At 71.6% G+C, this 25,581-nt stretch carries 21 protein-coding genes and 1 pseudogene; 12 read left to right on the top strand and 10 right to left on the bottom strand.

Annotated features, from left to right (window positions below; genetic code table 11):
* Positions 1 to 28: 28 nt before the first annotated feature.
* Complete coding sequence (locus AB0K60_RS21535) at positions 29 to 898, bottom strand: hypothetical protein (RefSeq protein WP_364057577.1); 870 nt, start codon at positions 896 to 898, stop codon at positions 29 to 31.
* Positions 899 to 1,220: 322 nt separating this feature from the next.
* On the opposite strand from AB0K60_RS21535, the gene AB0K60_RS21530 reads away from it, so the two are divergent.
* From AB0K60_RS21530 to AB0K60_RS21520, 3 genes are all read left to right on the top strand, one after another.
* A complete protein-coding gene (locus AB0K60_RS21530; RefSeq protein WP_364057574.1) occupies positions 1,221 to 3,482 on the top strand; it encodes an adenylate/guanylate cyclase domain-containing protein in 2,262 nt (753 codons plus the stop codon).
* 153 nt (positions 3,483 to 3,635) lie between these two features.
* On the top strand, positions 3,636 to 4,310 hold the full coding sequence (locus tag AB0K60_RS21525) for a Crp/Fnr family transcriptional regulator (protein ID WP_364057571.1): 675 nt from the start codon (positions 3,636 to 3,638) through the stop codon (positions 4,308 to 4,310).
* A 67-nt stretch (positions 4,311 to 4,377) separates the two neighbouring features.
* Positions 4,378 to 5,841, top strand: a complete 1,464-nt coding sequence (locus AB0K60_RS21520; RefSeq protein WP_364057568.1) for an MFS transporter — start codon at positions 4,378 to 4,380, stop codon at positions 5,839 to 5,841.
* Between the two features lie 39 nt (positions 5,842 to 5,880).
* Here the strand turns inward: AB0K60_RS21520 and AB0K60_RS21515 are convergent.
* Both AB0K60_RS21515 and AB0K60_RS21510 read right to left on the bottom strand, forming a co-directional pair.
* Positions 5,881 to 6,312: pseudogene (locus AB0K60_RS21515) on the bottom strand (ATP-binding protein); the annotation flags it as partial.
* A gap of 501 nt (positions 6,313 to 6,813) precedes the next feature.
* The gene (locus AB0K60_RS21510) at positions 6,814 to 8,898 is read right to left on the bottom strand and encodes a PhoX family phosphatase (protein WP_364057565.1); all 2,085 of its coding nucleotides are present in this window, start codon (positions 8,896 to 8,898) and stop codon (positions 6,814 to 6,816) included.
* A gap of 219 nt (positions 8,899 to 9,117) precedes the next feature.
* Between AB0K60_RS21510 and AB0K60_RS21505 the strand changes: the two genes are divergently transcribed.
* A complete protein-coding gene (locus tag AB0K60_RS21505; protein ID WP_364057562.1) occupies positions 9,118 to 9,579 on the top strand; it encodes a sterol carrier family protein in 462 nt (153 codons plus the stop codon).
* On the opposite strand, the gene AB0K60_RS21500 is transcribed toward AB0K60_RS21505, so the two are convergent.
* Complete coding sequence (locus tag AB0K60_RS21500) at positions 9,572 to 10,546, bottom strand: hypothetical protein (RefSeq protein WP_364057559.1); 975 nt, start codon at positions 10,544 to 10,546, stop codon at positions 9,572 to 9,574. The two genes, AB0K60_RS21505 and AB0K60_RS21500, sit on opposite strands and share 8 nt — an antisense overlap.
* 230 nt (positions 10,547 to 10,776) lie before the next feature.
* On the opposite strand from AB0K60_RS21500, the gene purF reads away from it, so the two are divergent.
* Both purF and purM read left to right on the top strand, forming a co-directional pair.
* Positions 10,777 to 12,216, top strand: a complete 1,440-nt coding sequence (gene purF, locus AB0K60_RS21495; RefSeq protein WP_364057556.1) for an amidophosphoribosyltransferase — start codon at positions 10,777 to 10,779, stop codon at positions 12,214 to 12,216.
* A gap of 41 nt (positions 12,217 to 12,257) precedes the next feature.
* On the top strand, positions 12,258 to 13,298 hold the full coding sequence (gene purM / locus AB0K60_RS21490; protein ID WP_364057553.1) for a phosphoribosylformylglycinamidine cyclo-ligase: 1,041 nt from the start codon (positions 12,258 to 12,260) through the stop codon (positions 13,296 to 13,298).
* A gap of 648 nt (positions 13,299 to 13,946) precedes the next feature.
* Here purM and AB0K60_RS21485 read toward each other — a convergent pair.
* A complete protein-coding gene (locus AB0K60_RS21485) occupies positions 13,947 to 14,183 on the bottom strand; it encodes a DUF3073 domain-containing protein (protein ID WP_364057550.1) in 237 nt (78 codons plus the stop codon).
* Between the two features lie 152 nt (positions 14,184 to 14,335).
* Positions 14,336 to 15,442: a Glu/Leu/Phe/Val dehydrogenase gene (locus tag AB0K60_RS21480; protein ID WP_364057547.1), complete on the bottom strand. Its 1,107-nt coding sequence runs from the start codon at positions 15,440 to 15,442 to the stop codon at positions 14,336 to 14,338.
* A 240-nt stretch (positions 15,443 to 15,682) separates the two neighbouring features.
* On the opposite strand from AB0K60_RS21480, the gene AB0K60_RS21475 reads away from it, so the two are divergent.
* Together AB0K60_RS21475 and bldC are read left to right on the top strand one after the other, a co-directional pair.
* Positions 15,683 to 16,564: a hypothetical protein gene (locus AB0K60_RS21475; protein ID WP_364057544.1), complete on the top strand. Its 882-nt coding sequence runs from the start codon at positions 15,683 to 15,685 to the stop codon at positions 16,562 to 16,564.
* Between the two features lie 322 nt (positions 16,565 to 16,886).
* Entirely contained in the window at positions 16,887 to 17,090 is a 204-nt protein-coding gene (bldC, locus tag AB0K60_RS21470) for a developmental transcriptional regulator BldC (protein WP_013133571.1), read from the top strand.
* Positions 17,091 to 17,214: 124 nt separating this feature from the next.
* On the opposite strand, the gene AB0K60_RS21465 is transcribed toward bldC, so the two are convergent.
* Positions 17,215 to 17,949, bottom strand: a complete 735-nt coding sequence (locus tag AB0K60_RS21465; RefSeq protein ID WP_364057541.1) for a TetR/AcrR family transcriptional regulator — start codon at positions 17,947 to 17,949, stop codon at positions 17,215 to 17,217.
* A 569-nt stretch (positions 17,950 to 18,518) separates the two neighbouring features.
* On the opposite strand from AB0K60_RS21465, the gene AB0K60_RS21460 reads away from it, so the two are divergent.
* From AB0K60_RS21460 to AB0K60_RS21445, 4 genes are all read left to right on the top strand, one after another.
* Positions 18,519 to 19,619 (top strand): LacI family DNA-binding transcriptional regulator, encoded by a 1,101-nt coding sequence (locus tag AB0K60_RS21460; protein ID WP_364057538.1) that lies wholly within the window; start codon positions 18,519 to 18,521, stop codon positions 19,617 to 19,619.
* 366 nt (positions 19,620 to 19,985) lie between these two features.
* A complete protein-coding gene (locus AB0K60_RS21455; protein WP_364057535.1) occupies positions 19,986 to 20,249 on the top strand; it encodes a hypothetical protein in 264 nt (87 codons plus the stop codon).
* 230 nt (positions 20,250 to 20,479) lie between these two features.
* Positions 20,480 to 21,361: an N-acetylmuramoyl-L-alanine amidase gene (locus tag AB0K60_RS21450; RefSeq protein ID WP_364057532.1), complete on the top strand. Its 882-nt coding sequence runs from the start codon at positions 20,480 to 20,482 to the stop codon at positions 21,359 to 21,361.
* 95 nt (positions 21,362 to 21,456) lie between these two features.
* Entirely contained in the window at positions 21,457 to 23,142 is a 1,686-nt protein-coding gene (locus AB0K60_RS21445) for a beta-N-acetylhexosaminidase (protein ID WP_364057529.1), read from the top strand.
* Between the two features lie 8 nt (positions 23,143 to 23,150).
* Here the strand turns inward: AB0K60_RS21445 and AB0K60_RS21440 are convergent, their stop codons facing one another.
* From AB0K60_RS21440 to AB0K60_RS21430, 3 genes are all read right to left on the bottom strand, one after another.
* Positions 23,151 to 24,239, bottom strand: a complete 1,089-nt coding sequence (locus tag AB0K60_RS21440; protein ID WP_364057526.1) for a quinone-dependent dihydroorotate dehydrogenase — start codon at positions 24,237 to 24,239, stop codon at positions 23,151 to 23,153.
* Between the two features lie 84 nt (positions 24,240 to 24,323).
* A complete protein-coding gene (locus AB0K60_RS21435) occupies positions 24,324 to 24,752 on the bottom strand; it encodes an STAS domain-containing protein (RefSeq protein ID WP_364057523.1) in 429 nt (142 codons plus the stop codon).
* Positions 24,749 to 25,573 (bottom strand): GAF and ANTAR domain-containing protein, encoded by an 825-nt coding sequence (locus tag AB0K60_RS21430; RefSeq protein ID WP_364057520.1) that lies wholly within the window; start codon positions 25,571 to 25,573, stop codon positions 24,749 to 24,751. The genes AB0K60_RS21435 and AB0K60_RS21430 overlap by 4 nt, the downstream gene beginning before the upstream one ends.
* Between the last annotated feature and the right edge of the window lie 8 nt (positions 25,574 to 25,581).

The raw sequence follows: 25,581 nt of genomic DNA, 5'->3' as shown, positions 1-25,581 counted from the left end.
CCATCGCGTGCCGGCCCTTCTCGTACGGTCAGATGCAGAGCACGTAGATGACAGTGTTCTTCATGGCTGTGTCGAACTCCGCGTACCAGGACTCCGGCTTGCCGCCGGAACCGGACGGAGCGCTCGCGAGGACCTTGCCCGGGGCCTTGGAGAAGCCGCCACCGGTCGCGTACTTGCCCTGCGGGCAGTTGACGAAGCCGGACTTGGGCCCGTTGAACATCTTCCACTCGTAGGTCACCTGCGGGCTGCCACCGCCCGAGCCGGGGTCGCCCTTCGGGCCCTTCAGGGACTCCAGGAACTGGGCCTCGGACTTCCCGGCGTTGCCGGGCTGGCTGCGCCAGATCTCGTAGGCGCTCTTCCCGTCCTTACCGTCCGTGCCGTCCGTGCCGTCCTTGCCGTCCTGGCCCTTGGGACCCTGGGGGCCGGTGTCGCCTTTCTCCCCCTTGGGGCCCTGCGGACCGGTGTCGCCCTTGTCCCCCTTGGGACCCTGGGGGCCGGTGTCGCCCTTCGGGCCCTGGGGGCCGGTGTCGCCCTTCTCCCCCTTCGGGCCCTGCGGACCGCGCAGGCCGCGCTGGCCCTGCGGGCCCTGCGCACCGGTGTCGCCCTTCGGGCCGCGCGGACCGGACGGGCCGGTCGCCCCGGTGGTGCCGGGAGGCCCTGCCGGGCCGGCGGGACCCTGGCGGTTCCAGTACGTCTTCACCTCGGTGGTCTTGCACTTGGTGGTGACGTTCACGATGCGCACCAGCCGGGTGCTCTTGTCAACGCAGGCGTAAATGGGCTTGGCCGCCGCGCTCGACTCGCCCGCCGCGTAGGCGAAACCGCCCGCGATCACGGAGCCAACCAGCACACCGGCGCTCGCGGCGGCGAGCAGGCGCCCGCCGGGAAGTTTGAGAGCCACTGCGATTCCTCCGGAACAGAAGCCGGACAGCTCCGGCGTCTAGCGGCGGAACTCTATTGGAACGATCTAGCTGTCAAGATCTATGTCAAGCGACGATTGGATCACAATCGTCGCTTTAGCCCCTTTATGCACCCTGCGCCACGCCGGCCCCCGGGGCTCCCGCCGGTCCCCCGTCATCGCAGTTGCGTCACAACGCCGACATCGTGCCCTGTCAAGGGGTTCTTATTACCTAGAACGGCCACCCGGCCGAAGAGATAATCACTATCGCTGAAGTGCCGCGCCGACCCGGCGTGGCAACGACAGAGCGCGAAGGGGCATACAGGTGCCGTCGAACGATTCCGGGGCTCCGCACGTCGCGGGGCCCGCCGGGCCGGACCAGGCGACCGGCGTCCCCCAGGCCCCGGCGCCGCCCGGCGTCGTGAACGGCCACAACGGCGACGCGCACGCGGCCGCCGCCCCCGACGGGACCGACACCCCCGACGGGACCGGCGCCCTCGACGAGACCGACACGGCCGATGCGGCGGAGCCGTACCTGCCGCCGGCCACCCAGCCGATCCGGGCGGTCGTCTGGCTGATCCACCTCATCGCGCCGCTGCTCGGCCTGTGGCTGCTGCTCGCCAACCCGCACATCAACATCGAGTGGCACCACAACCCCAGCCACTTCTACCTGATCGTCGGCGTGGCGGCCGTCAACTTCGCGCTCGGCGCGCTGATCAGCGAGGCGTCGGCGCGGCGCAGCGACGCGCGCCTGCTGCTGGTGTCGCTGGTGTTCATCTCAAGCGCCGGGTTCTTCCTGCTGCACGGCCTGACCACGCCCACGTTCTTCCTGCCGGTGCGCACCGTCGGGTTCGACCTCGCCCAGCCGATCGGGCTCACCGTCGCGGCCGTGTTCGCCTTCGTCTCGGCGCTGCCGATGTCGGATCGGATCGCGCAGGCGGTGCTGCGCAACCAGCGGTGGCTGCGCGGCGGGCTGTTCACGCTGCTGACGATCTGGGGCCTGGCGTCGCTGGTGCCGGGGCTCACCATGCTCAGCGACCCCGTGCGGCCCGGCGGCGCCAGCCTCGGCTGGTGGTCGCTGCTCGGGCTGGTGCTGTACGTGGGCGCCGCGGCGCTGCTGTTCCGCCACCACCGGCAGCGGCCGTCGCCGATGCTGATCAGTCTGATCACCGCGTACGCGCTGCTCGCCGAGGCGATGTACGCCGGGGCCGACCAGGTCGCGTGGCTGCTGTCCTGGTGGGAGTGGCACCTGCTGCTGACGCTCGCCTTCCTGTTCGTCGCCTACAGCGCCTACATCCAGTTCCGCCGGGAGGGCTCCACCGTCGGGCTGTTCGATTCGATCGCCCTGTCGGCGACCGTACGGCGGCTGCAGGCCCAGTACGATCAGGCCCTGGAGGAGGTCGTCGGCCACCTGCGCCGGGGCACCCGGTCGGACGTGCCGGTCGCGGCCCGGCTGGCGGGCAAGTTCCGCCTCACCGCGGGCCAGGTCGAGGTGCTGGACCGCGCCGCGACCGCGCTCGCCAACGAGCGCGAGCTGAGCGAGCGGCTCGGCGCGCTGGTCGACATCGGCGCGCGCGCCCGTGTCGGGCTGCCGGAGGAGGAACTGCTCGGCGACGCCCTGGAGCGGGTACGGCAGGCGTACGGGGACGTGCGCGTCGGCGTCGTGCACAACGGGCTGCTGCACTCGGGGCGGCCGACGTTGCGCCGGCCGTACGAGCTGGAGGCGCTCAAGCTCGGCGAGCCGCTGCGCGAGAACGGGCTGATCGCGCACCCGCTCACGGTGAAGGGCAACCTCGCCGGCGTGCTCGAGGTGCCGATCGGGACCACCGAGCAGGACGAGGCGCTCGCGGCCACCCTGGCGAGCCAGCTGTCCATCGCCCTGGAGAACGCCCGCCTGTACAACGAGCTGGAGAAGCTGTTCCGCCAGTACATGTCCCCGGACGTGGCCCAGTCGCTGCTCGCCGACCCCGACCAGGCGGCGCTCGGCGGCTCGCTGATCCGGCTGACCGCGCTCTTCGCCGACCTGCAGGGGTTCACCACGTTCTCCGAGCGGGTCGCGCCCGGCGACATCGTGGAGATGCTGAACCGCTACCACACCGCCGCAGTGCCGTGCATCCTGCGCAACGGCGGCACGATCGTGCAGTTCGTCGGCGACGCGCTGCTCGCGCTGTTCAACGCCCCGGCGCGGCAGCACGACCACGAGCTCGCCGCGGCGCGGGCGGCGCTGGAGATGCAGCAGGCGGCGGCGCTGGTGTCCGAGCAGGTCGCGCGGGAGCAGGCCGAGGGCCGGCTGCCGGATGTGAAGTGGCCGCGCTTCCGGGTGGGGATCAACACCGGGCTCGCCCTGGTCGGCAACATCGGCAGCCCGGAGCTGCGCGGCTTCAACGCGATGGGCGACGCGGTGAACGTGGCCGCCCGGCTGGAGTCGATCGCCGAGCCCGGCACGGTGGTGATCGGCGCCTCGACGTACGAGGCGCTGCCGGGGGCCGAGGTGACCTCGCTCGGGGATCTCAGCCTCAAGGGCAAGGAGCAGCCGGTCCGCGCCTACGTGCTGCACGGGCTCTCGAACGGAGGCCCGAAGGAGTGAGCCCTCGCTCTAGCGGATAATTCGGACGGGACATCGGATGGCTCCGGAAACCGCCTCTCTCCGGAGGATGCCGCGAAGAAAGGCGTTGTCGCAGGCGAGAACGCGCCAGGATAATTGCGGCGGGAACTCGTCCCCTTCTTGAGGAGCGCCTTGATGTTGAAGCTCGCAAATTTCGAACCCGACGAGTTTCTCTCCCTGCTCACCCCCGACGAGGTGGCGGATGTCAAGTCGAGCGGGCGGCCCCGGCGCTGGGAGCGCGGAGCCACCGTCTGTTCCGAGGGCGACACCTCCGACTGGGTGCTCGTGATCACCTCCGGCCGGGCCAAGGTGTCCTCGCACACCGCCGGGGGCACCGAGGTGGTGCTCGCCGTACGGGGGCCGGGGGCGCTGATCGGCGACATGGGGGCGATCTCCGGGGAGCCGCGGTCGGCGACGGTCACCGCGCTGGAGCCGCTGGAGGGCGTCGTCATTCACGACTTCGCCGGGTTCCTGCACAAGCGGGGGCGCATCGCCGTGCTGCTGCTGGAGATGCTGATCGGGCGGCTGCGCGACTCGGATCGCAAGCGCATCGAGTACGGCGCGTTCGACACCACCGGCCGCGTCGCCACCCGGCTGCTCGAACTGGCCGACCGGTACGGCGAGCGCACCGCCGCGGGCGTGCGCGTGGCGCTGCCGCTCTCGCAGGACGAGCTGGCCGGCTGGACCGGGGCGTCCCGGGAGGCGGTGAGCAAGGCGCTGCGCTCGCTGCGCGACCGGGGGCTGATCGAGACCGGCCGCCGCCGGGTGGTCATCCACGACATGGACGGCCTGCGCAAACGCGCCCGCTAGTACATCTATCCCCCATAAGGGGTAACCCGGACAAAAGCGGCGTACGGCGTACGTCACACTAAAAGGTGTGGTCGCCGTCCCCCATGAGGTGCCCGGAACGCCGGAGTACGCCGCCCGGATGCGCTACGCCTGGCGGGTGGTCTCGGTCACCGGCTTCGGCCTGGTCCTGATCGGGCTCAGCGTCAGCACGCTCAACGTCGCGCTGCCGGTCCTGGTGCGGCACTTCGACGCGGGGCCGCTCGCCTCCACCTGGGTGCTGCTGTCGTACCTGCTGGTCAGCACCTCGACGCTGGTCTTCGCCGGGCGGCTGGCGGACGTGCTGGGGCGGCGGGAGGTCTTCCTGCTGGGGTTCTCCCTGTTCACCGTCGGCTCGCTGCTCGCCGGGTTCGCGCCGCACGTGGGGCTGGTGATCGCGATGCGGGCGGTGCAGGGGCTCGGCGCGGGCATGCTGCTGGCGAACGGCAGCGCGCTCATCGCCGACGCCTTCCCGCCCGGACGGCTCGGCCGGGGCATGGGCGTCTACCTCGCCACGTTGTCGGTCGCGCAGCTCGCCGGGCCGACCGTCGGCGGCGTGATCGCGGACGTGGCGGGCTGGCAGTGGATCTTCTGGGTGAACGTGCCGACCGGGGTCGTCGCGATCGTCTGGGGCACGATGACGCTGCGCCGGGCGCCCCGGGGGCCGCGCGTGCCGCTCGACGCGGCCGGGAACCTGCTGATCTTCCTCATCATCGCGGCGGCGCTCGTCGCCTTCTCCGAAGCCGGGTCCGGCGGCTTCGCCCAGCCCGTGGTGTCGACCGGGCTGGCGGTCGCCCTAGTGCTGCTGCCGATGCTGATCGTCGTCGAGCGGCGGGCCGTCAACCCGGCGCTGAACCTGCGGCTGTTCGGCGAGCGGGTGATCGCGACGGCGAACCTCGCCTCGTTCTGCAACGCGCTCGCGCGGGCCGCGCTGATCCTGCTGACCGCGCTGTACTTCCAGGCGGCGCAGGGGATGGACACGCTCGCGGCGGGGCTGGCCGTGCTGCCCGCGCCGATCGGCATGGCGCTGGCCTCGCCGGTCGCCGGGTTCCTGGAACGGCACGTCTCGCCACAGGCGACCTCGGTGGCCGGGGCGGTGATCAGTTGCGCGGGGCTGCTCGTGCTGATGATGTCGACCGCGCCGGACACGCCCTACTGGGTGATCGCGGCGGGGCTGTTGCTGGCCGGGGGCGGAAACGGGACCTTTCTCACCGGCAACTCCACCTACGTGATGAACCTGCTGCCCTCCGAGGCCCGCGGCGTGGTGAACGGCTTCCGGCTGATGGTCATGAACGTCGGGGTCGTGCTGAGCGTGGGCGTCTCGCTCGGCGTGCTCACCGGGCCGGTCTCGCCCGAGCTGCGCGGGCAGGTCTACCAGGGCACGCTGTCACGGCTTTCCCCGGTCGCCGTCGATCAGCTCATGACCGGCTTCCAGCGCTCCTACGCCTTCCTGTTCGTGGTCACCCTGCTCAGCATCGCCTTCGCCGCCGTCGCCCGCCGCCGCGCCGCACCATGACGGGCCCACGTCGGTCGCGAGCGCGCACCAGACCACCTTGCCGCCCGACGCCGGCCACCGGTAGCCCCACTTCTCGGCGAGCACGTCGACGAGCATGAGCCCGCGACCGCCCTCCTCGTCCAGCGAGGCGTTCTTCAGCGCGGGCGGCGTCCGGCTCGGGTCCCAGACCTCCACCACCACCAGCGCGCCCGACCGGTACACGTCGAGGCCGACGACGTGCCCGGGGGCGTCCGCGTGCCTGGCGAGGTCGGCCTCCGACGCGTCGAGCACGTCTCCCACGGCCTCGGCCACGATGCCCCGGCCGGCCTTCACCGCGTTGGTCACCAGCTCGCTGACCACGAGCTCGGCCGTCTCGGCGAGCCCGTCCAGCCGCCACCGCCGCAGCATCGCGCGGACGTGCCGGCGCGCTCGCGAGGCGGCGCTGGGGTGGACGGGAAGCTCCAGATACTGCCTTTCGCCGGCATCGGCCATCTGTGTGTCTCCGGGGGGTCAACGTTCCTTCCGCGGCGGAGCCCGTCGTGCGGCCGTACCCTCGCCGGGGTGGCCATGATCGAATGATCGACTCCGCTTCAGCATTGCCGCACGCGGTCGATTACGTACGGTAATGACACATTCGCATTGGCGACACCCCCCTACGAGGCGACGTGATTCCGGCGTCCGCGTGAGACGACGCCGGCGAGAAGATCATAGAGCCAACCGCTCAATAACGAGCACATTGGAGCATAAGGGGGCGGAAGAAAGCAGGGATCCGCACGATCCGCGAGCCCGGGGAACCATCGCGATGCGTGATGCCATGCCCGGAATACTGCTTTTCGGTGCGGCGGAAGTCCTGAGATATCGCTTTGGCTCATCGGCCGCGCTCGACGGGGCGACCGCCGCGGAAGTGACGGCGGTCGCGCCTGCGAATGTCGGCGCATTGGTACGGCCCGGCGCCCACGATGGCGCCGGGCCGTACTTAGGTGTGCAGGCGGGTCAGGAGCCGATCTTCTGGCCCCGGCGGTGCCAGGCGACCGCGACCGACGGGCGGGGCTGATCGCCGTCGGGCCAGTGGCTGGCCGGCTTGTCGGGCGTGGCGCCGCTGAGCTCGCCCGGGTGCTGGACGGCGACGAACACGCTGAGCTGGTCCTCCGTGATCAGCGGGCCGCAGGTCTCCGCGCCGAGCGGCACGGTGAGGAACTGCCGCACCCGGCCGCGCTCGGGGCCGCTGACGGGCATGGCGAACAGGCCGTCGTTGGAGCCGAGGGCGTTGCCGTCGGTGGAGATCCACAGGTTGCCCTGGCCGTCGAAGGTGACGTTGTCCGGGCACGAGATCGGCGACACCTTGGTCTTGTCGTAGCCGCCGTAGTAGGTCGAGGCGTCGGCCGGGTCACCGCAGACCAGCGGCACCGACCAGGTGAACCGGGTCGCGCCGGCGTCGTCGTGGCGCTCGACGATCTCCAGGATGTGGCCGTGGCGGTTGTTCGCGCGCGGGTTGGCCTCGTCGGCCTGCGCCGCCGTACGGTTGCTGTTGTTGGTGAGGGCGGCGTAGATCGCGCCGTTGACCGGGTTGCGCTCGATGTCCTCGGGGCGGTCCATCTTGGTCGCGCCGACCTTGTCGGCGGCGAGGCGGGTGAAGACGAGCACCTCCGCGGCCGACATGCCGTCCACGAACGACTTGGAGCCGCTGACCAGCGGAATCCACTCGCCTCGGCCGTCGAACTCGCGGTCGGAGGGGAGCCGGCCCGAGCCGTCGATCTCCGTCGCCGGGCTGTCGCCGGTGAACTTCGCGACGTACAGGGTGCCCTCGTCGAGCAGGGTGCGGTTGTGACGGTCGAAGCCGCGCTTAAAGCGGTTCTTGGAGACGAACTTGTAGATGTACTCGAACCGGCCGTCGTCGCCGGAGTAGACCGCGACCCGGCCGTCCTTGGTGAGCGTCGTGGTCGCGCCCTCGTGGGCGTACCGGCCGAGCGCGGTGTGCTTGATCGGGGTGGAGTCGGGGTCGAACGGGTCGATCTCGACGACCCAGCCGAAGCGGTTGAACTCGTGGGGGTGCTTGGCCAGGTCGAAGCGCTCCTCGACGCGGTCGAAGCGCCGGTTGCCGGCGGGGATCGCCTCGGTGGTGCTCACGCCGTACCGGGTCACGGCGGGCTTGTCCTCCTCGGGCACGCCGTTGCCGCCGACGAAGTACTGGTTGAAGTTCTCCTCGCAGGTCAGGACCGTGCCCCAGGGGGTGACGCCGCCGGCGCAGTTGTTGAGCATGCCGACCACGCGGCGGCCCGAGGGGTCGGCGGCGGTCTTCAGCAGGTCGCTTCCGGCGGCGGGGCCGGAGAAGCGCATCTCGGTCTGGGCGGTGATGCGGCGGTTGTAGCGGCGGTGCCCGTGGGTGACCAGCTCCCATCGGCCCGAGCGGCCGACGCGCCGGAGCTCCACCACCGATCCGCCGTGGGCGGCGAGGGCGATTTTGATCTGCTCCTCGGTGGCGGCCTCGCCGGTGGTGTAGCCGCGGAACATCAGGTTCTCGTCGGTGTACTCGTGGTTGACCCACAGCAGCCCGCGCTCGCGGCCCATCGGGAAGAAGGTGACGAAGTCGCAGTTGTAGCCGAACTGCTTGCTCTGCGCGTCGGCCGTCTGGTTGTCGAAGTCGAACTCCGGGGCGTCGGGCAGCACCGGGTCGCCCCAGCGCACCACCACGGCCGACTCGTAGCCGTCGGCGACGACGAGCGCGTCCTCCCGGTTGGGGGACACCGGGGTGAAGTTCAGGCCCTTGTGGCCGTGCCACCGGCCGCCTGCCCGCGCGGCGTCGGCGCCCGGGTCCAGGGTGGCCTCCGCCGCGGCGGGGGTCGCCAGGGCCGTCGCTCCGACCGAGGCCACGAGCGTGCCCAGGGCCCCCGCGCGGAGGGCGCCACGGCGCGAGACAGCGGCCGTCAGGATGTCACCGAAGTATTCGTTGTCACTGGTGTTGGCGATTTCATGATCACAATTGTTCCCGCAACGGAACCGGCACGTCATCGGGTCACGTCCGCCCGTGCGCGGCACGGACAGCAACGGCAGTGATCGGCGAGGCGAGGGAGTCGCCACGGGTTCCTCCAAGCGTTGGCGCGGTTGTCCCGGCGGGACGCTACGGGTGCCGGCCGAACCACACATGAACGACATCTGCCCATCCGATGAACCGTCGCCGTTCCCGGCGGGCGGACCCGGCTTCACCTCGGAAAACGGATCGGGGACCAACGCGTTCAGAGTCGTCCTCCGGCATCCGGGCCGCACGGGGTCGGGCACGGACGGGCCAGAATGTACGGCGTGCCACCTCGCAGACTCGACCCCGAGAAGGTGCGTGAAGCGCTCGACGCCCAGTTGCTGGAACTGGGCGAACCGGCCTACGAAGGGCCGGGCGACGCCCTGCTCGCCGCATGTGTGAGCGCGGTCCTGCGTGCTTATGAGCGCGGCCTGCGGCCCGAGCGGCAGGCGGCGCGCGCGGCCGTACGGCATCTTCTCGACGGTCTCGCGGCGGCGGCGCCGGGCCGTACGGTGGAGGTCCGGGTGCCGCCCTACGCCGCCGTGCAATGCGTTCCCGGCCCGCGCCACACCCGGGGCACCCCGCCCAACGTGGTGGAGCTCGACCCCCGCACCTGGCTGGAACTCGCCACCGGACGCCTGTCCTGGGCCGACGCGACGGCCTCCGGGCGCATCAGCGCCAGCGGAACCCGCGCCGACCTCTCCCCCTACCTTCCGGTCACCGCCGTGGGAGGTGCGCTCAGTTGACGGTGATCTGGACGCCGAGACGCTCCTCCAGGCAGACCTCGACGTCGCGCTGGGTGGGGTAGAGGGCCTCGTCGAGACAGCGGGTCACGCCCGTGGACGCGAGCCAGGCGACGAAGGCGGCGGCGATGACCAGGGTGAGGGCGCTCAGGATGAGGCCGACCACGGCTCTGCCGCGCGCCGCGCCGCCCCTGACCAGGGCGACGATGGCGACCACCACGCCGGCGATCGCGACGACGACGCCGATCCCGCAGACGAACAGCAGCAGCAGGCCGGCGATGCCGAGGACGAGGGCGGCGGTCGCGGCGGCGGCGCCTTTCCTGCGCCGCGGCGGCCACGCGCCTTTGTGCGGGCCTTCGACGCCCGGCCGGTAGCCGCCTGAAGGGAAGCCGGTGGGCCCGGCCGGGCCGTACCCCTCGTGCCACTGCGGCTCCCGATCGCCGGGAGGCGGGTGCCGGTCGCCGGGACCGTCGGAGGCGTGCATGTCTCCCGTGGAGCCGGGCGTGTCGTCGGGCCAGGCGAACGGGGGCGGGCCTCCGCCCCGCCACGTCCCCGCCATTCGCCGGGGCCCTGTCGAAGGCCGAGGTCCCGGCGTCGCGCCGGGGTGGACATCCCCCCATCGACCGCCCGGCTCCCGTGCACTCATCTGCGTACCCGGGGCCGCCTCCTGCCGCGCCGGAGGCTCGGGCTCCGGCAGCGGCGGGAAGAGCTCGGGTGAGTCGACGGAGTAGGCCGTCGCGCCCGCAGGCCCGATGGGGCCGGTGGATCCGATGGACCCCGATCCGATGGACCCGGATCCGGTGGATCCGGCCACCCAGACGCCGGGGTTCTCCGGGTCTCGGGTGATCTGGGGCATGACGGTCGTCGGGTCGTCCGGAGAGGCGGCGGGCAGGCGCTCGCCCGGGCCGCGCGGGCGGTCCTCGCCGCCCTCCCACCGCCGGGGCCGGTGCGGATCGCCAGGTGTCGTCACGGTTACTCTCCCCGACCTGAATGGCCGACGTGAAATGGACGACCTCAGCCTCCACCGGCGCCCGGCGCGGCGGCGGCGCGACATGGTCAAGCAGGCGCGATTCTTGTGCCAAGGATGGCCAAAGGGGGGTTTCGAACCGGCCTGTGGCGGGGGCGGAAGGCTCGGGCGCGGGGGCCGAGTCGGCCAGGGTGGGTTTGGAGCAGCCAGAAGCCCAAATTAGACTCAAGCACGTGCTTAAGGGCGACGGCCGGCTCGGCCATGACCTTGACCCCCTCGACCGCGCTCCGCAAGACGCATGCGGCGTTTTCGGCGTCTGGGCTCCAGGGGAAGACGTCTCCAAACTCACCTACTACGGTCTGTACGCGTTGCAGCACCGCGGCCAGGAGTCCGCGGGCATCGCGGTCAGCGAAGGCAGCAGGATCCTCGTCTACAAGGACATGGGCCTGGTCCCGCAGGTGTTCGACGAGTCGGTGCTCGGCACCCTGCGCGGCCACCTGGCGATCGGCCACTGCCGCTACTCCACCACCGGATCCAGCGTCTGGGAGAACGCCCAGCCCACGCTGAGCTCGACCGAGGTCGGCGGCCTGGCGCTGGCGCACAACGGCAACCTGATCAATACCCCGGAGCTGGCGGCCCGGCTGCCCGCCGGGGCCACCCGGGCGACCACCGACACCGAGGTGCTCACCGCCCTGCTCGCCCAGGACGGCAGCACCAGCGTCGAGGAGGCGGCGGCCGAGCTGCTGCCGCAGGTCAAGGGCGCGTACTGCCTCGTCTTCATGGACGAGAAGGCGATTTACGCGGCCCGTGACCCGCAGGGCATCCGCCCGCTGGTGCTCGGCCGTCTCGACCGCGGCTGGGTGGTCGCCTCCGAGACCGCCGCGCTCGACATCGTCGGCGCGACGTTCGTCCGCGAGATCGAGCCCGGCGAGCTGATCACCATCGACGAGCGGGGCGTGCGGTCGCGCCGGTTCGCCCTCGCCGAGCCCAAGGGCTGCCTGTTCGAGTACGTCTACCTCGCCCGCCCGGACACCACGATCGCGGGGCGCGGCGTGCAGGTCACCCGCGTGGAGGTGGGCCGTACCCTCGCCCGCGAGCACCCGGTCGAGGCCGACCTGGTGATCCCCACGCCCGAGTCGGGCACTCCGGCCGCGATCGGGTACGCCGCCGAGAGCGGGATCCCGTACGGCCAGGGTCTGGTGAAGAACTCCTACGTGGGCCGCACGTTCATCCAGCCGTCGCAGACGATCCGCCAGCTCGGCATCCGGCTCAAGCTCAACCCGCTCAAGGAGATCGTGGCGGGCAAGCGCCTGATCGTCGTGGACGACTCCATCGTCCGCGGCAACACGCAGCGGGCGATCGTACGCATGCTGCGCGAGGCCGGGGCGACCGAGGTGCACGTGCGCATCTCCTCCCCGCCGGTGGCCTGGCCGTGCTTCTACGGCATCGACTTCGCCACCCGGGCCGAGCTGATCGCCGGGAATCTGAGCGTCGAGGAGATCCGGCAGTCGCTCGGCGCGGACACGCTCGGGTACATCTCCCTGGACGGGCTGACCAAGGCCACCACGATCCCACGCGAGCGGCTGTGCATGGCCTGTTTCGACGGCTCCTATCCGATCCCGGTGGACGAGGGCAGCGTGGGCAAGTACGTCCTCGAGGCCACCGGGCCGTGACCGCCCGAGAGGGCCCGACCTATGCGACCTATGAGCGATTCATGAATGATCACGTAAGCGGCGTCTCGTACGCCGCCGCCGGGGTGGACATCGAGGCCGGCGAGCGCGCCGTCGAGCTGATGAAGGCGAAGGTGGCCCGGTCCCGGCGGCCCGAGGTGGTCGATGACGCAAGCGGCTTCGCCGGGCTGTTCGACGTCTCGGCGCTGCGCGGGTACGAGCGGCCGCTGCTCGCCACCTCGACCGACGGCGTCGGCACCAAGGTCATGATCGCTCAGGCGATGGGGAAGCACGACACGATCGGCATCGATCTGGTCGCCATGGTCGTCGACGACCTGGTGGTCTGCGGCGCCGAGCCGCTGTTCATGACCGACTACATCGCCTGCGGCAAGGTCGTGCCCGAGCGCGTGGCCGACATCGTGGGCGGGGTGGCCGAGGGCTGCCGACTGGCCGGGTGCGCCCTGGTCGGCGGGGAGACCGCCGAGCATCCGGGGGCGATGGGCCCGGACGAGTACGACCTGGCCGGGGCGGGCACCGGCGTCGTCGAGGCGGCGAAGCTGCTCGGGCCGCACCGCGTACGGCCCGGCGACGTGGTGCTGGGCCTGGCCTCCTCGGGGCTGCACTCCAACGGCTACTCGCTGGTGCGGCACATCGTGAAGGCCGCCGGGCTGTCGCTGGAGGACGAGCTCCCCGAACTGGGCCGCCCGCTCGGCGAGGAGCTGCTCGAACCCACCCGCGTGTACGCCCTGGACTGCCTGGCGCTGATCGATGCCGCCGACGTGCACGCGTTCGCCCACATCACCGGGGGCGGGCTCGCCGCCAACCTGGCCCGGTCGCTGCCGCCCACGGTGGACGCGGTGCTGGACCGGGGCTCGTGGACGCCGCCGCCGGTGTTTCAGGTGCTGGCCGGGCACGGCAGGGTGCCGCAGGCCGAGCTCGACCGGACCTTCAACCTGGGCGTGGGGATGTGCGCGATCGTCGCCGGTGACGCGGCCGACCGGGCGCTCGCCGTACTCGGGGAGCGGGGCGTGCCCGCCTGGGTGCTCGGCGAGATCGTCGCCGGGACCGGGCAGGCGCGCATCTGAGCGGGATGAGCGGCCCCGACGCGGCGTGCGCATCGGCCGGAGGTCGTGCGCACTCCGCTGATCGCTTACCTCGGGTTTACGTCCGATCCGCCAGGATGGACACGGTCACGATCACGGGGCGTCGCTCTCGGCGCCCTACTCGGCGGACGCGGATGGACGATCTCCGCGGCGTCGGACGTCGGCCTGGAGCGGCGACCGGCGGCCGGAGTGTGACGAATATCACGGTAACGGACGTCCGATACCTCTCCGGAGAGGCAACGGTTTCCGGGCATGCCAAAAGCGGCTCCGGCGGGATGATCCCCGGCGCCGTCAACCGTCCGCCGCCTCGGCCCCGTCCATCCGTGCCTAAGCGGGGAGACCCTCGCGTCAGTGGCGACCCTGCGGCGGGGTCCCGCCCCACGACCGAAGCGTCCGGTCACTCATCGCCGGGCGCGCTCCCACCGGTGACGGCGGGTGACGAGCCCAGCGAAGACGAGCCCAGCGAAGACGAGCCCAGCGAAGACGAACTCAGCGAGGACGGGCACCGCGAGGATGCGGACAACGAGGAGCGCCCCGGCGAACCGGAGCGCTCTGTCGGACGCTTGCCATCCGATACGGCATCCGGCGTGCGATGCCCGCCGGATGCCTGGCCGTCAAACGCCTGGTCCCCTACTGACGAGCGGGAGCCCCGGGGTCGGGGTCGTCCTCGTCATCGTCGTAGTCCTTGACGTAGTCGGCATACCGATCCGCAAGCTCGTCGTAGGGATCTGCGTTGTCACCGTGGGTGGAATCGCCGTGGCCAACCCCCAGTTCCTCGCGAAGACGATCAAGATCAGTGCCGCCGCTGTTGTACTTCAACTGGCGGGCAACCTTCACCTGCTTGGCCTTGGCTCGGCCGCGCCCCATTGGCTCGACCCCCTCATGCGGGGTCGTGGCCGACCCCTCGTCGCTAACGCACCACGCACTGACGCCACCTGACATCTAGGCGTCAGCCTCTCGTTCAGCTATTACCGTACCTGTTTTGCGCGCTACTCGGTACGCCGGATGGGTGCCGACGGTCACCGCTGTAGCCAAATGCCCCTAAGTCTCCCGACTTCCGACATTCTGCGCTCTGCCAGCCTATCCGCTGCGGCGGCCGGCGGGACGCCTTCTTCATCGGCGATGGCGAAGATTTTGAGGGTGGTGTCGAAGATCCGCGCGGCACGCGCACGGGCACGTTCCATGTTGAACCCCTCGATCTCATCGGCCACCTGGATGACGCCGCCGGAGTTGACGACGTAGTCCGGAGCGTAGAGGATGCCCCGCTCCTCCAGCCGCTTGTCCACGCCGGGGTGGGCGAGCTGGTTGTTCGCGCCGCCGCAGACGATTTTCGCTCTCAGCTGAGTGACGCTCTCGTCGTCGAGCGCGCCGCCCAGGGCGCACGGGGCGTACACGTCGATGTCGGAGGTGATCAGCTCCCGGGTGCCGGACACGACGTCGATCTCCGGGTGCCGGTCACGCAGCGTGGCGATCGCCCGCTCGTCCACGTCGCAGACCACCACCTGTGCCCCGTCGTCGAGCAGGTGCCCGGCGAGCTTCGCACCGACCTTGCCGACCCCCTCGATGCCCACCCGCCTGCCGCGCAGGCTCGGCGAGCCGTACGCCCGCTGCGCCGCGGCGCGCATGCCCTGGAACACGCCGTAGGCGGTGAGGATGGAGGAGTCGCCCGCGCCGCCGTGGGCGAGGGTGCGGCCGGTCACGTAGGAGCACTCGCGGGCGACGACGTCCATGTCCTCGCTGTAGGTGCCCACGTCGCACGCGGTGATGTACCGGCCGCCGAGGGACTGCACGAACCGGCCGTAGGCCCGCAGCAGGGCCTCGCTCTTGTCCGTGGCGGGGTTGCCGATGATCACCGCCTTGCCCCCGCCGTGGTCGAGCCCGGCCATGGCGTTCTTGTAGGCCATCGCGCGGGAGAGGTTGAGGACGTCGGCGAGCGCCTCCTGCTCGCCGGCGTACGGGTAGAACCGGGTGCCGCCGAGGCTCGGGCCGAGGGCGGTGTCGTGGATGGCGATGATCGCGTACAGCCCGCTGCGCTCGTCGGAGCAGAAGACGACCTGCTCGTGGCCGCCGGTCCGGTAGGGGGAGGGCTCGCTGTCCTTGTGGGAGAGCCCGAAAACGTCGGTCATGCGGTCTCCTTGTCCCGCATGACCGAGGCGCCGTGGCGATCGATGCCCCTGTCACGCTCGGTCACGGTAGTGACTCCGATCTTCCTTCTTCCACCGCTCCATTGCGGCGGACATCACACTCCAGCCTAGCCCTGGAGGCCCTCCTGGATCATGTCCCGAGGGCGGCCGCGGACGGGCGTCGGAAGAACCGGGTAATCGGACATGAGGCAAACCGGCGCTCGTCGTGGCACGATTCGTCTTGTGCTGCCCTACGCCGCGTATCTCCGCGTCTACGAGCCGCTTGTCGCGTTTCCCGAGCCGGCCCGCACGAGGTGGGCGCGCTACGTGGACTCCCCGCACCGCCCCCGCAGGGCCACCGCGCTGGAGGCCGAGCATAGCGAGGCGATCCGCCGGCTGCTCGGCGTCCCGCCCATCCCCGTCCCCGAGCAGGAGAGCGGCGACGCCTACCTGCGCCGCGTCGACGAGGTGCTCTACGTCTGTCCCTGGGAGAGCAGGCTGCGGTCGTGGCTCGCCTTCGGCCGGTTCCGGGGCGGTACGCCTGTGAAGCTGGCCAACCGGTTCGTGCCGTCGGCGATCGCCGAGCAGACGGCCGACGACTTCGACCGGTACAAGCGGAAGGCCGGGGCCGGCGCCCTGCGCACCCACATCCGCACGAGCACCTGGCACGTGCCCACCGCGTGGTTCGTGCCGTTCGACTCGGCCGAGCGGTGGCTCGTGCTCGGCCGGCGCGAGGAGGAGGCGTCCGCCGAGCCGTCCGCGCCGACCACCACCGCGCCCGCCCGCAACATGCTGTACGTCACCTCGATGGCGCAGGCGCGCCGCCGGGTGGCGCGGGCGCTCGCGGTGATCCGGCGGCACATCGGCGACGTGCCCACGCTGGGTCAGGTGGAGGAGATCGGGCGGTGGCTGGAGGAGTTCCACCCGCATTCGCTGGTCGAGCTCGACTACGGCGGGCTGGTTCACCTCATGGACGACGAGACCCTGCAGGCCGACCAGTCCGTGGCCGAGCTCGCGGCCGCTCTGACCGGTTTGGACACCGGTCAGGAAGAACTTGCCTACGCGATGTACCAACGGGTCATCCTCCGCTGGCGGTCAGTACAAGCCCTCGAATCCGCCAACTGACCGTCAAATCCGGGCACTGACCTGCAAAGTTGGGTCAGGGCTTGACCAGCCCCCATTCTGCGAACTGAGTAGTTTGCCGTTTTCACTGCGATACCACGAACCGTGTCGCTAGAATCACCGAGCGTGACTTCAACACGTGGACGAGATGTTGTGCCCAGAGGGCTCGCCAATCGCTCTTCGTGGCTGTATGGTCACACCGGGTGATGCCGCAAATGGTTCCGGAAACCGCACGTGCAGGGGCCATTGAGGGACATCCGTGACAAGCGCCAAGGAAAGTCGCAAGGATCGCGTCGCCGGTCCACACGGAGGAGAGGCCGCACAAATGTCAGCTCGTACACCCGAGGCCGAGCCACTGCTCACCCCGGCGGAGGTCGCCACCATGTTCCGCGTCGACCCCAAGACCGTCACCCGGTGGGCGAAGGCGGGCAAGTTGACGTCCATCCGCACCCTCGGCGGACATCGGCGCTACCGCGAGACCGAGGTCCGGGCGCTGCTGGCGGGCATTCCGCAGCAACGCTCGGAGTGATACCGGCTGCTTCAGGGGGGTTATCGGCGCGCTCGCGTCGCTGATGTGAGCGCACCGGTCGCATACCCGTGACCGAGGCTTCGGTCACGGGTCGTGTGAGAGCGGCGCCGCCCGCCCGGCGCCGCTACTCGCGGACCTGCCCGGCCAGCCGGGCCATCAGGAGCCTGACGGTGGGGTCGTGTGCGGCGGCCGCGCCGAGCAGCGCCACCATCTGGTCGATCAGCAGGGCCTCCAGGGCGGAGCGTTCGACGTCCCGATTCTCCAGCCAGTCCAGTCCGGCGGTCTCCACCGAGGCGATCCACGAGCGCACCGTGACCCGCAGGACCGGGCTCGGGTCGGCGACCCCCATCTGCTTGAGGATCATCGTGAACAGGCGTCGGCGTACGCCGTCCACGATCTCGCCGACCTCGCCGGTGCGGTTGGCCGGCCCGCCGCGCAGCAGCGCGGCGAACCCCGCGGCGTGCTCCTCGACGAAGTCGAAGTAGCGGGTGAGCCCGCGCGTCAACTCCTGAAGCGGAGAGCCGTCTCCGGCCCCGCGCAACCGCTCCTCCAACCGGGCCGCGGCGCTGCGCAGCGCGGCGACGTACAACTCCTGCTTGCCGCCGAAATAGTGGTAGACCAGCGCCCGCGACGCCCCCGCCGCCATCGCCACGTCCTCGATCGACACCTCATCGGCGTCGTACCTGCTGAACAGCTCCAGCGCGACGGCCATCAGTTCCTCACGCCGCCGGTCCACGCCGAGTCGCCGCCGCCCGGGCCGCCCTTCGCCGCCCGTGCGCACGCCCTTTCCGGCGCCCCGGCCCGAGCCCTGGTCCTCGCCGGGGTCTGCGTGACCGGCGTCGCCGTGGCGGCCATGCATGGTCGCGGCCCCTGTGTCATCGCTCGCGTCATCGCCGCGGGCGACGATTTCGTTTCGGGGGTTGCTTCCGGGTTCGTTTCGGGGGTTGGCTCCGGGGTTATCGTGACCGGCCCGGTTCCCGCTGCTCACGGTGTTTTCAGCCCCGGCGTTCGCGGTTTCGTCGCGTCCACGCCCGCCGCGTGACGGGTCGCGGCCCGCGCGCGATCCTGTCCCGTTCCCGCCTGTCCCGTTCCCGCCTGTCTCGTTCCCGCCCGTCCCGCTCCCGCCACAGCGGCACGTTCCGCGAGCCCGGATCCTTTGGCGCGGTCCAAGATGCCCGAATCGTCCCCGTTTGCCGTTATCCGGCGCTGAGCATTCACCGGCCAAGGACCGACCGTCCCCGACGCCGGTTCACCGTGCTGCCCGGCAGCCAACACCCACACTGCGCACACTAGCGAAGTCGGCGCAATAGTGGCGCGTTACACGTCTTCGGGTATATGCATCGATCACACCCGTACCCTCAACGCCATTGGATCGTTTGGTCTGTCAGGTGCACATCCACTAATCGTGGGGGAGACGTGGGGAGAACCATGTCAGGACCGTTTACGCAGACCACTGCCCGGAAGGACGTCGCGACGTCCACGCCCGACCCCGGGCTTCCTGACGGTTTCGGGCCACCGCCGAAGCCGCGGCCGACGATCCGGAACGTGGCAGAACGGGCCGGCGTCTCCAAGTCGCTGGTGTCGCTGGTGCTGCGCGGCTCGCCTCATGTGAGCGAGCATCGGCGTGAGGCGGTCCTGCAGGCGGCGCGGGAGCTCGGCTATCGGCCCAACGCCGTGGCCCGGAGCCTGGTCGAGGGACGCACCCACCTGGTGGGCGCGCTCGTGGCGGATTTGCACAACCCCTTCTACGCCGAGTTCCTCGACGGCCTGCAGGAGAGCCTGCACGGCGAGGGGCTGCGCCTGCTCATCGGCAGCGGACGCTTCAACCCGGCCTTCGAGGACGAGGCGGTGGAGGCGTTCCTTGAGCTGCGCGTGGACGGCCTGGTCCTGATCGGCGTCGCGCCGTCCAGCGACGCCCTGGCCGAGGCCGCCGCGTACACGCCCACGGTCGTGGTGGGCGAGCGCGACGTCGAGATCGACGGGGTGGACATCGTCGTCGATGACGACCAGCTCGGGGCCCGCATCGCCGTGGACCACCTGGTGGCGCAGGGCCACCGCCGCATCGCGCACATCGAGGGCACACCGTCCTCGGCCGCGCGGTTCCGCTGCGAGGGCTACCTGGTGGCCATGCGGCGGCATGGGCTCGCGCCGTACATCATGGTCGAGCAGGGCGACTTCACCGAGGAGGGCGGCCGTACGGCGGCGCTGGCGCTGCTGCGCCGCGACCCGCGGCCCACCGCCATCTTCGCCACCAACGACATCGTGGCGCTGGGCGCGCTGACCGCCGCGAACGAGTTGGGCCTGCGCGTCCCCGAGGACCTGTCGGTCGTCGGCTACGACAACACCCACCTGGCCGCCATCAACCACATCTCGCTGACCAGCATCGACCAGCCCCGCCGCGCGATGGGCCGCTCGGCCGCCGCGCTGCTCAGCGACCGCATCGCGGAGCCCGGCAAGGTCTCCCGGCTTCGCGAGGTCACCCCCGGCATCGTGGTGCGGCAGAGCTCCGGCCCGGCGCCGCAGCAGTAAGGGCGCGCCGCCGGAGGGCACACAGGGACACTCGGGGATGCTCGGGGACATTTGAGGACGCCTGGGAACGCCTGGGGACGCCGGGAGACACTGCGAAGGCGCGGCCGTGGCACGGTGGTGGCGCTGTGGTGCCGGGTGATGACGGCCGTGGCCCAGTGGTTGTCCAGTGGTGGCCCGGTGGTGGCCCGGTGGTGGCATGGCACGGGCCAGCGAGGCTCCCAGGTACGGCCAAACCTCGGTCAAGGCATGCCGGGAGTCGGGGTGTCCGGTGTTAACTCGGGCGGTGACGCCGACCCCCACGCGGGTCGAACGACCGGCGGTCGGCGTTGGAGCGAGCGCGACGACGAGCACGATACGGGGGTTTACATGCGTGATCCAGAGCTGGTGTCCTGCGCGCAGCGCGCGGCCACGGAACTCGAACGGGCCTGGACGGGCTGGCGGAACGCACGGGGGCGGGACGAGGACGCCCCCGCCGAGTCGGTGGCCAGCTACGTGGCCCACTCCATCGACCACCCGTGGGGACGTCCGCGGGTGGTGCTCGGGCTCGACGCCGAGGACGCGCGCGAGCTGGCCGCCCTGCTCCAGCGGCAGGACGAGCACCACCACCCGGCCGCGCTGCACCGGGGATAGCCCCGGCGGGCCCTCGCCCCGCGCCGGCTCGCCTTCGGCCCGCCGCGCCGCCGCCACCGGCCATCCATGCCCGACATGGGTGATGCGGCCGGGCCCGCGTCACGCTACGCGTACCGTGGAACGTGAACGGCATCCGAAGAGTCCCGCGATCCGGCGCGGGGCGTCGTGAGCGAGGGAGGCGGGCCGGCGTGCGGGGACGTTCGCGGGCACGCCCGGCGCGGGAGGGGCCTGTGAGAGCTCGGGGGACACTGGTCGCGACGATGATCACGCTGTGCGGCCTCGGCGCCGTCACCGGCTGTGGCGGCGCGCAGGGGGCGGCCGACGCGCGGGGACCGGTGGGCACGGGGGCGGCGGCCGACGCGACGGCTCCGACCGCGGGATCCGCCGCCGTCACGCGGACGACGAAGGCCGCGGGCGGCGCCGCGGAGGCGAAGGGCGCCCAGGACGTGGAGCGGCCGTTGAAGGGCAAGGTCGTGGTCATCGACCCCGGCCACAACGGCGCCAACTACAAGGACCCCGACTACATCAACAAGCCGGTGGACGTCCTCACCAAGAAGAAGGCCTGCGACACGACGGGCACGTCCACCGACGACGGCTACTCCGAGGCCGCCTTCAACTGGGACGTCGCCAACCGTATGGCCAAGGCGCTGCGGGCGGCGGGCGCGACGGTCAAGCTCACCCGCGACAGCAACAACGGGGTGGGCCCCTGCATCACCCAACGGGCCGCCATCGGCAACAAGGCCAAGGCGGACGCGGCGATCTCGATCCACGCCGACGGCGCGACCCCTACGGCCCACGGGTTCCACGTGATCATTCCGAAGAAGATCAACGGGCCGGTCGATCCGGTGGTCGCCGACTCCAAGCGCCTCGGCATCGACATCCGCGACGCGATCAGGGCCGGGACCGGCCTGCCATACTCCACCTACATCGGGCGGCAGGGCCTCGACTATCGCAATGATCTCGGCGGCCTCAACCTGTCCTCCGTGCCCAAGGTTTTCGTCGAGTGCGGGAACATGCGCAACCCCTCGGACGCGGCCAAGTTCAAGGACCCGAAGTTCCGGCAGCGCCTCGGCGTGGCCCTGGCCAACGGCATGGAGAAGTACCTCGGCTGAGGGCACCGTCACGCCAGCCGCACAAGAGCCCGCACGAAACCCACACGAAAACCCGCACGACAACCGCAGACTCGCTGGAGATCACAGGATTCCCCGTGACCGTGACCGCCCTGCTCCCGCTTCCCCGACTGGCCGAGACCACCCCCGGATCGCTCGACCTGGCCCCCGGCGGGTGGGTGTCGGGGCCGCCGGACCTCGTCGAGTCCGTACGGCTCGCGCTGGCCGTGCTCGATCCGTGTCCCGCGCCCGGCGGCCACCCCGACGGAGCGGGGCCGGTCGCCATCGACGTCGTGGCGGACCCGGGGCTCGGCGCGGAGGCGTACACGCTCGCGGTCACCCCGGACGGGGTGCGGATCGCGGCCGGGGACGCGAGCGGCGCGTTCTACGCGGGCCAGACCCTGCGGCAGTTGCTGGGGCCGGACGCGTTCCGCTCCACGGTCCCGCGCGGGACGCGGTGGAGCGTGCCATGCGTGCGGGTGGCGGACGGGCCGCGCTTCGCCTGGCGGGGCGCGCACCTGGACGTGGCGCGGCACTTCTTCCCCAAGCGGGAGGTGCTGCGGATGATCGACCTGCTCGCCGCGCACAAGCTCAACCGCCTGCACCTGCACCTGGTGGACGACCAGGGCTGGCGGGTGGAGAGCCGCGCCTTCCCGCTGCTGCAGGAGTTGGCCGCGTACCGGCCGCGCACGATCGTGAGCCACTACGGCGAGGAGGACGTCTTCGACGAGACCCCGCACGGCGGCTGCTACACGCTCGCCGACCTGGCCGAGATCGGCGCGTACGCGGCGGCGCGCGGCGTCACCGTGGTGCCGGAGATCGACGTTCCCGGGCACGCGTCGGCCGTGGTGGCGGCCTATCCGGCGTTCGGCGCGCGGCCGTCGGGGGCGCACCAGGTGCTGGATCGGTGGGGCATCTCCTCGGCGATCCTGTCGCCGCTGCCGCCGACCGTCGAGTTCCTCGGCACGGTCTTCGACGAGATCATCACGGCGCTGGGCGGCGCGACGGCGACGCCGTACTTTCACATCGGCGGCGACGAGTGCGTGCTCGACGACTGGGCGGCCTCGGCGGAGATCACCGCCTTCCGGCGCTCGCTGGGGGTGGAGACGCCCGCGGGGCTGCACGCCTGGTTTCTGCGGACGCTGGCGGACATGCTCGCCTCGTACGGCATCCGCGCCGTGGTGTGGGACGAGGCGTTCGTCAGCGGCGGGCTGCGCGAGGACACCGTCGTGATGCCGTGGCGGGGCCCCGGGGTGGCACGCCGGGCCGCGGCGGCGGGGCACAGCGTGGTCGCCACGCCCGTGTTCCCGCTGTACTTCGACTATGCCGAGGCCGCGTCGGCGCAGGAGCCGCTGGCGATCGGCGACGCGATCACCGTCGCCGACGTGGCCTCCTTCGAGCCGGCGCCGTCGTCATGGAGGCCCGGCGAGGCGGCGAACGTGATCGGGGCCCAGTTCCAGCTCTGGAGCGAGCGCATCCCCGACGGCCGCGTCCTCGACTACCGGGCCTGGCCGCGCGGCTGCGCCCTCGCCGAGGTCGCCTGGTCGGGCGGTCCTCGGGACGTCGCGGATCTCATCGCCCGCCTCACCGCCGAGCCGGGCGGCCACCTGGCCCGCCTGGACGCCTACGGCGTCGAGTACCGGCCGCTCGCCGGTCCCCGCCCGTGGCAGCGCGGCGGCGCCGGCATGCGCCGCCACCGGCCGGGCGTCGTCGATGTCGCGATGGTCGCCCGGCATCTGGAGCGCCTCACCCATGACGCGGACTCCACCCGGCCGAGCGTCTGACGCCCGGCTCAGCCGGTGAATTCGGCCCGTGCGGGGGCGGTCTTGCCGATGACCTCCTGGATGGAGGCGTGGCCGTGGCGGCGGACGCGGCGGGCGAGGGCGCGGTTGATCCGCGAGGCCCACAGCGGGCCCTCGTAGACCATGGCGGTGTAAGCCTGGACGAGGGTGGCTCCGGCGAGGAGGCGTTCCCAGACGTCGTCGACGTTCTCGACGCCGCCGACCGAGATCAGGGTGACGCGGTCGCCGACGCGGGCCCGAAGCCTGCGGAGCACCTCAAGCGAACGGGCCTTCAGGGGGCGGCCGGACAGGCCGCCGGGCTGGGACGTGGGCACGCCCTCGCGGGCGATGGTGGTGTTGGTGGCGATGATGCCGTCCAGGCCCAGCTCCAGGGCGAGGTCGGCGACGGCGTCGACGTCCTCGTCCGCCAGGTCGGGGGCGATCTTCACCAGCAGCGGCGTACGGCGCGGCTGGCCCTCGGTGACCTCCCGCACGGCGGTGAGCAGCGGGCGCAGCAGCTCCACCGCCTGGAGATCGCGCAGGCCGGGCGTGTTCGGCGAGCTGACGTTGACCACGAGGTAGTCGGCGAGCCCGGCGAGCCGCTTGGCGCTGGCGACGTAGTCGGCGACGGCCTCGGACTCGGGCACGACCTTGGTCTTGCCGATGTTGACGCCGACGATCGACGGGACGCCGCGTACCCGGGCGAGCCTGCGGGCGACCCGGGCGGCGCCCTCGTTGTTGAAGCCCATCCGGTTGATGACCGCGCGGTGCGCGGGCAGGCGGAACAGGCGCGGCCGGGCGTTGCCCGGCTGGGCGTGCGCGGTGACCGTGCCCACCTCGACGTGGCCGAAGCCGAACGCCGACAGCGCCTCGAAGCAGACGGCGTTCTTGTCGAAGCCGGCGGCGAGGCCGAAGGGCGTCGGGAAATGGACCCCGAACGCGCTCACCCGCAGGGCCGGGTCGCTCGGCGCGAGGCGCCGGTAGACGGCCCGCTTCACCGGGCGCACACGGGAGATCACCCCGAGCGTCCTGATGGTGAGATGGTGCACCGCTTCCGCGTCGAACCGCCGCAGGACCTGGCTGAACATCAGTCGATACATCAGTGGTCACATTAGTCGCCCGAACGGGGTGCCCGCTTCGGCATGGCGGGCGGGTCAGTCGGCCGCGGATCAGTTGGCCGCGGATCAGTTGGCTGCGGCGCCGTTGCCGGGGTGGCCGCGGTGGCCGGGGCGCTCGGCCGCCGCGGCGACGCGGAGCAGGGTGAACAGCGGCGGGCGGTCGAGGCGGATGGACAGGCGGCGGTCGAGGCCGAGGGAGGTCAGCAGCCACAGGGCCGTCCCGGAGGCGTGCAGGACGGCCATCGTGCCGCCCTGGTCGCGGACGCGGTCGTCCGCCCACAGCAGGGCGCGGATCCCGGCGCAGTCCAGGAAGGTCACGTAGGCGAGGTCCAGGTCCAGGTGGACGGGGTGGTAGCGGTCGATCGCGTCGAGGATCGAACGGCGCAGCCGCATCCCGCCGACCACGTCGAGGTCGCCCCTGGGGGCCACGGACACGACCGTGCCCTCCGGGTCGTCGAAGGACGTGATGAACACCGCCATGGGCTCGCCCTTCATTTCGCGTCTCGCTGGGAGTCCCGCTGGGAGTCCCGGTGGGCTCCGGCCGGTCGCAGGCCATCCCCGTCCCCGTCCCCGTCCCCGTGCGTGGTACGGCCGTCGGGGCGGGGGTGGCGGGTCTCGCGCTCGATGAGTTCGACGGCGAGGTCCTCGACGCGGCGGCGGCTGTCGCGGGCCTCTTTGCGCAGGGCGGCGAACGCCTGCTCGGCCGTGAGCCGGTGCCTGCCCATGAGGTAGCCGATGGCGCGTTCGACGGCGACCCGGTGGTCCAGCGCGTGCTGGAGTTGACCGGCGAGTTCAGCCTTCTCCGCCGCCCGCGCCGCGGCGTCCAGAAGCTGGGCGATGACGTGCGCGTACGCCTGCAGGGAGGCGGTTTCGGACGGGCTCCAGCGGCGTGGCCGGGTGTCGTAGACGTTGAGGGTGCCGACGGGGCGGCCGAGCCGCACCGGGACTCCGGCGACGGCTCTGACGTCGGGGTGCAGGTGGCGCGCGAGGCCGGGCCAGCGGGGGTCGTTGGTCACGTCGCTGCAGGTGACCGGGGAGTTCTCGGTGTACACGGCGACGCAGGGGCCTTGCCCGAGGGCCTTGTGCGCGCGTTCCAGGCTGCGGGCGGCCTCGTCGGTGGCGATCAGGTGGCGCAGGGTGCGGTTCTCCTCGGCGAACATCAGGCTCGCCCCGCGGTAGCCGAGCGGGCGGTCCACGACGCGCAGCGCCCGCTCCAGGTGGTGCAGGACGCCGCCGCGCTGGGACGCCGGACGCCGCAACCGTCGCAGGCTGCCGATCAATGCATCGGCTAATGCATCGACGTCGGATGTTGACATTCCGCTAC

It is taken from the genome of Thermopolyspora sp. NPDC052614 (assembly GCF_040678635.1).
Taxonomy (GTDB): domain Bacteria; phylum Actinomycetota; class Actinomycetes; order Streptosporangiales; family Streptosporangiaceae; genus Thermopolyspora.
The sequence above is the reverse complement of the archived record's forward strand: the minus strand, read 5'-3'. Positions and strand labels throughout refer to the sequence as shown.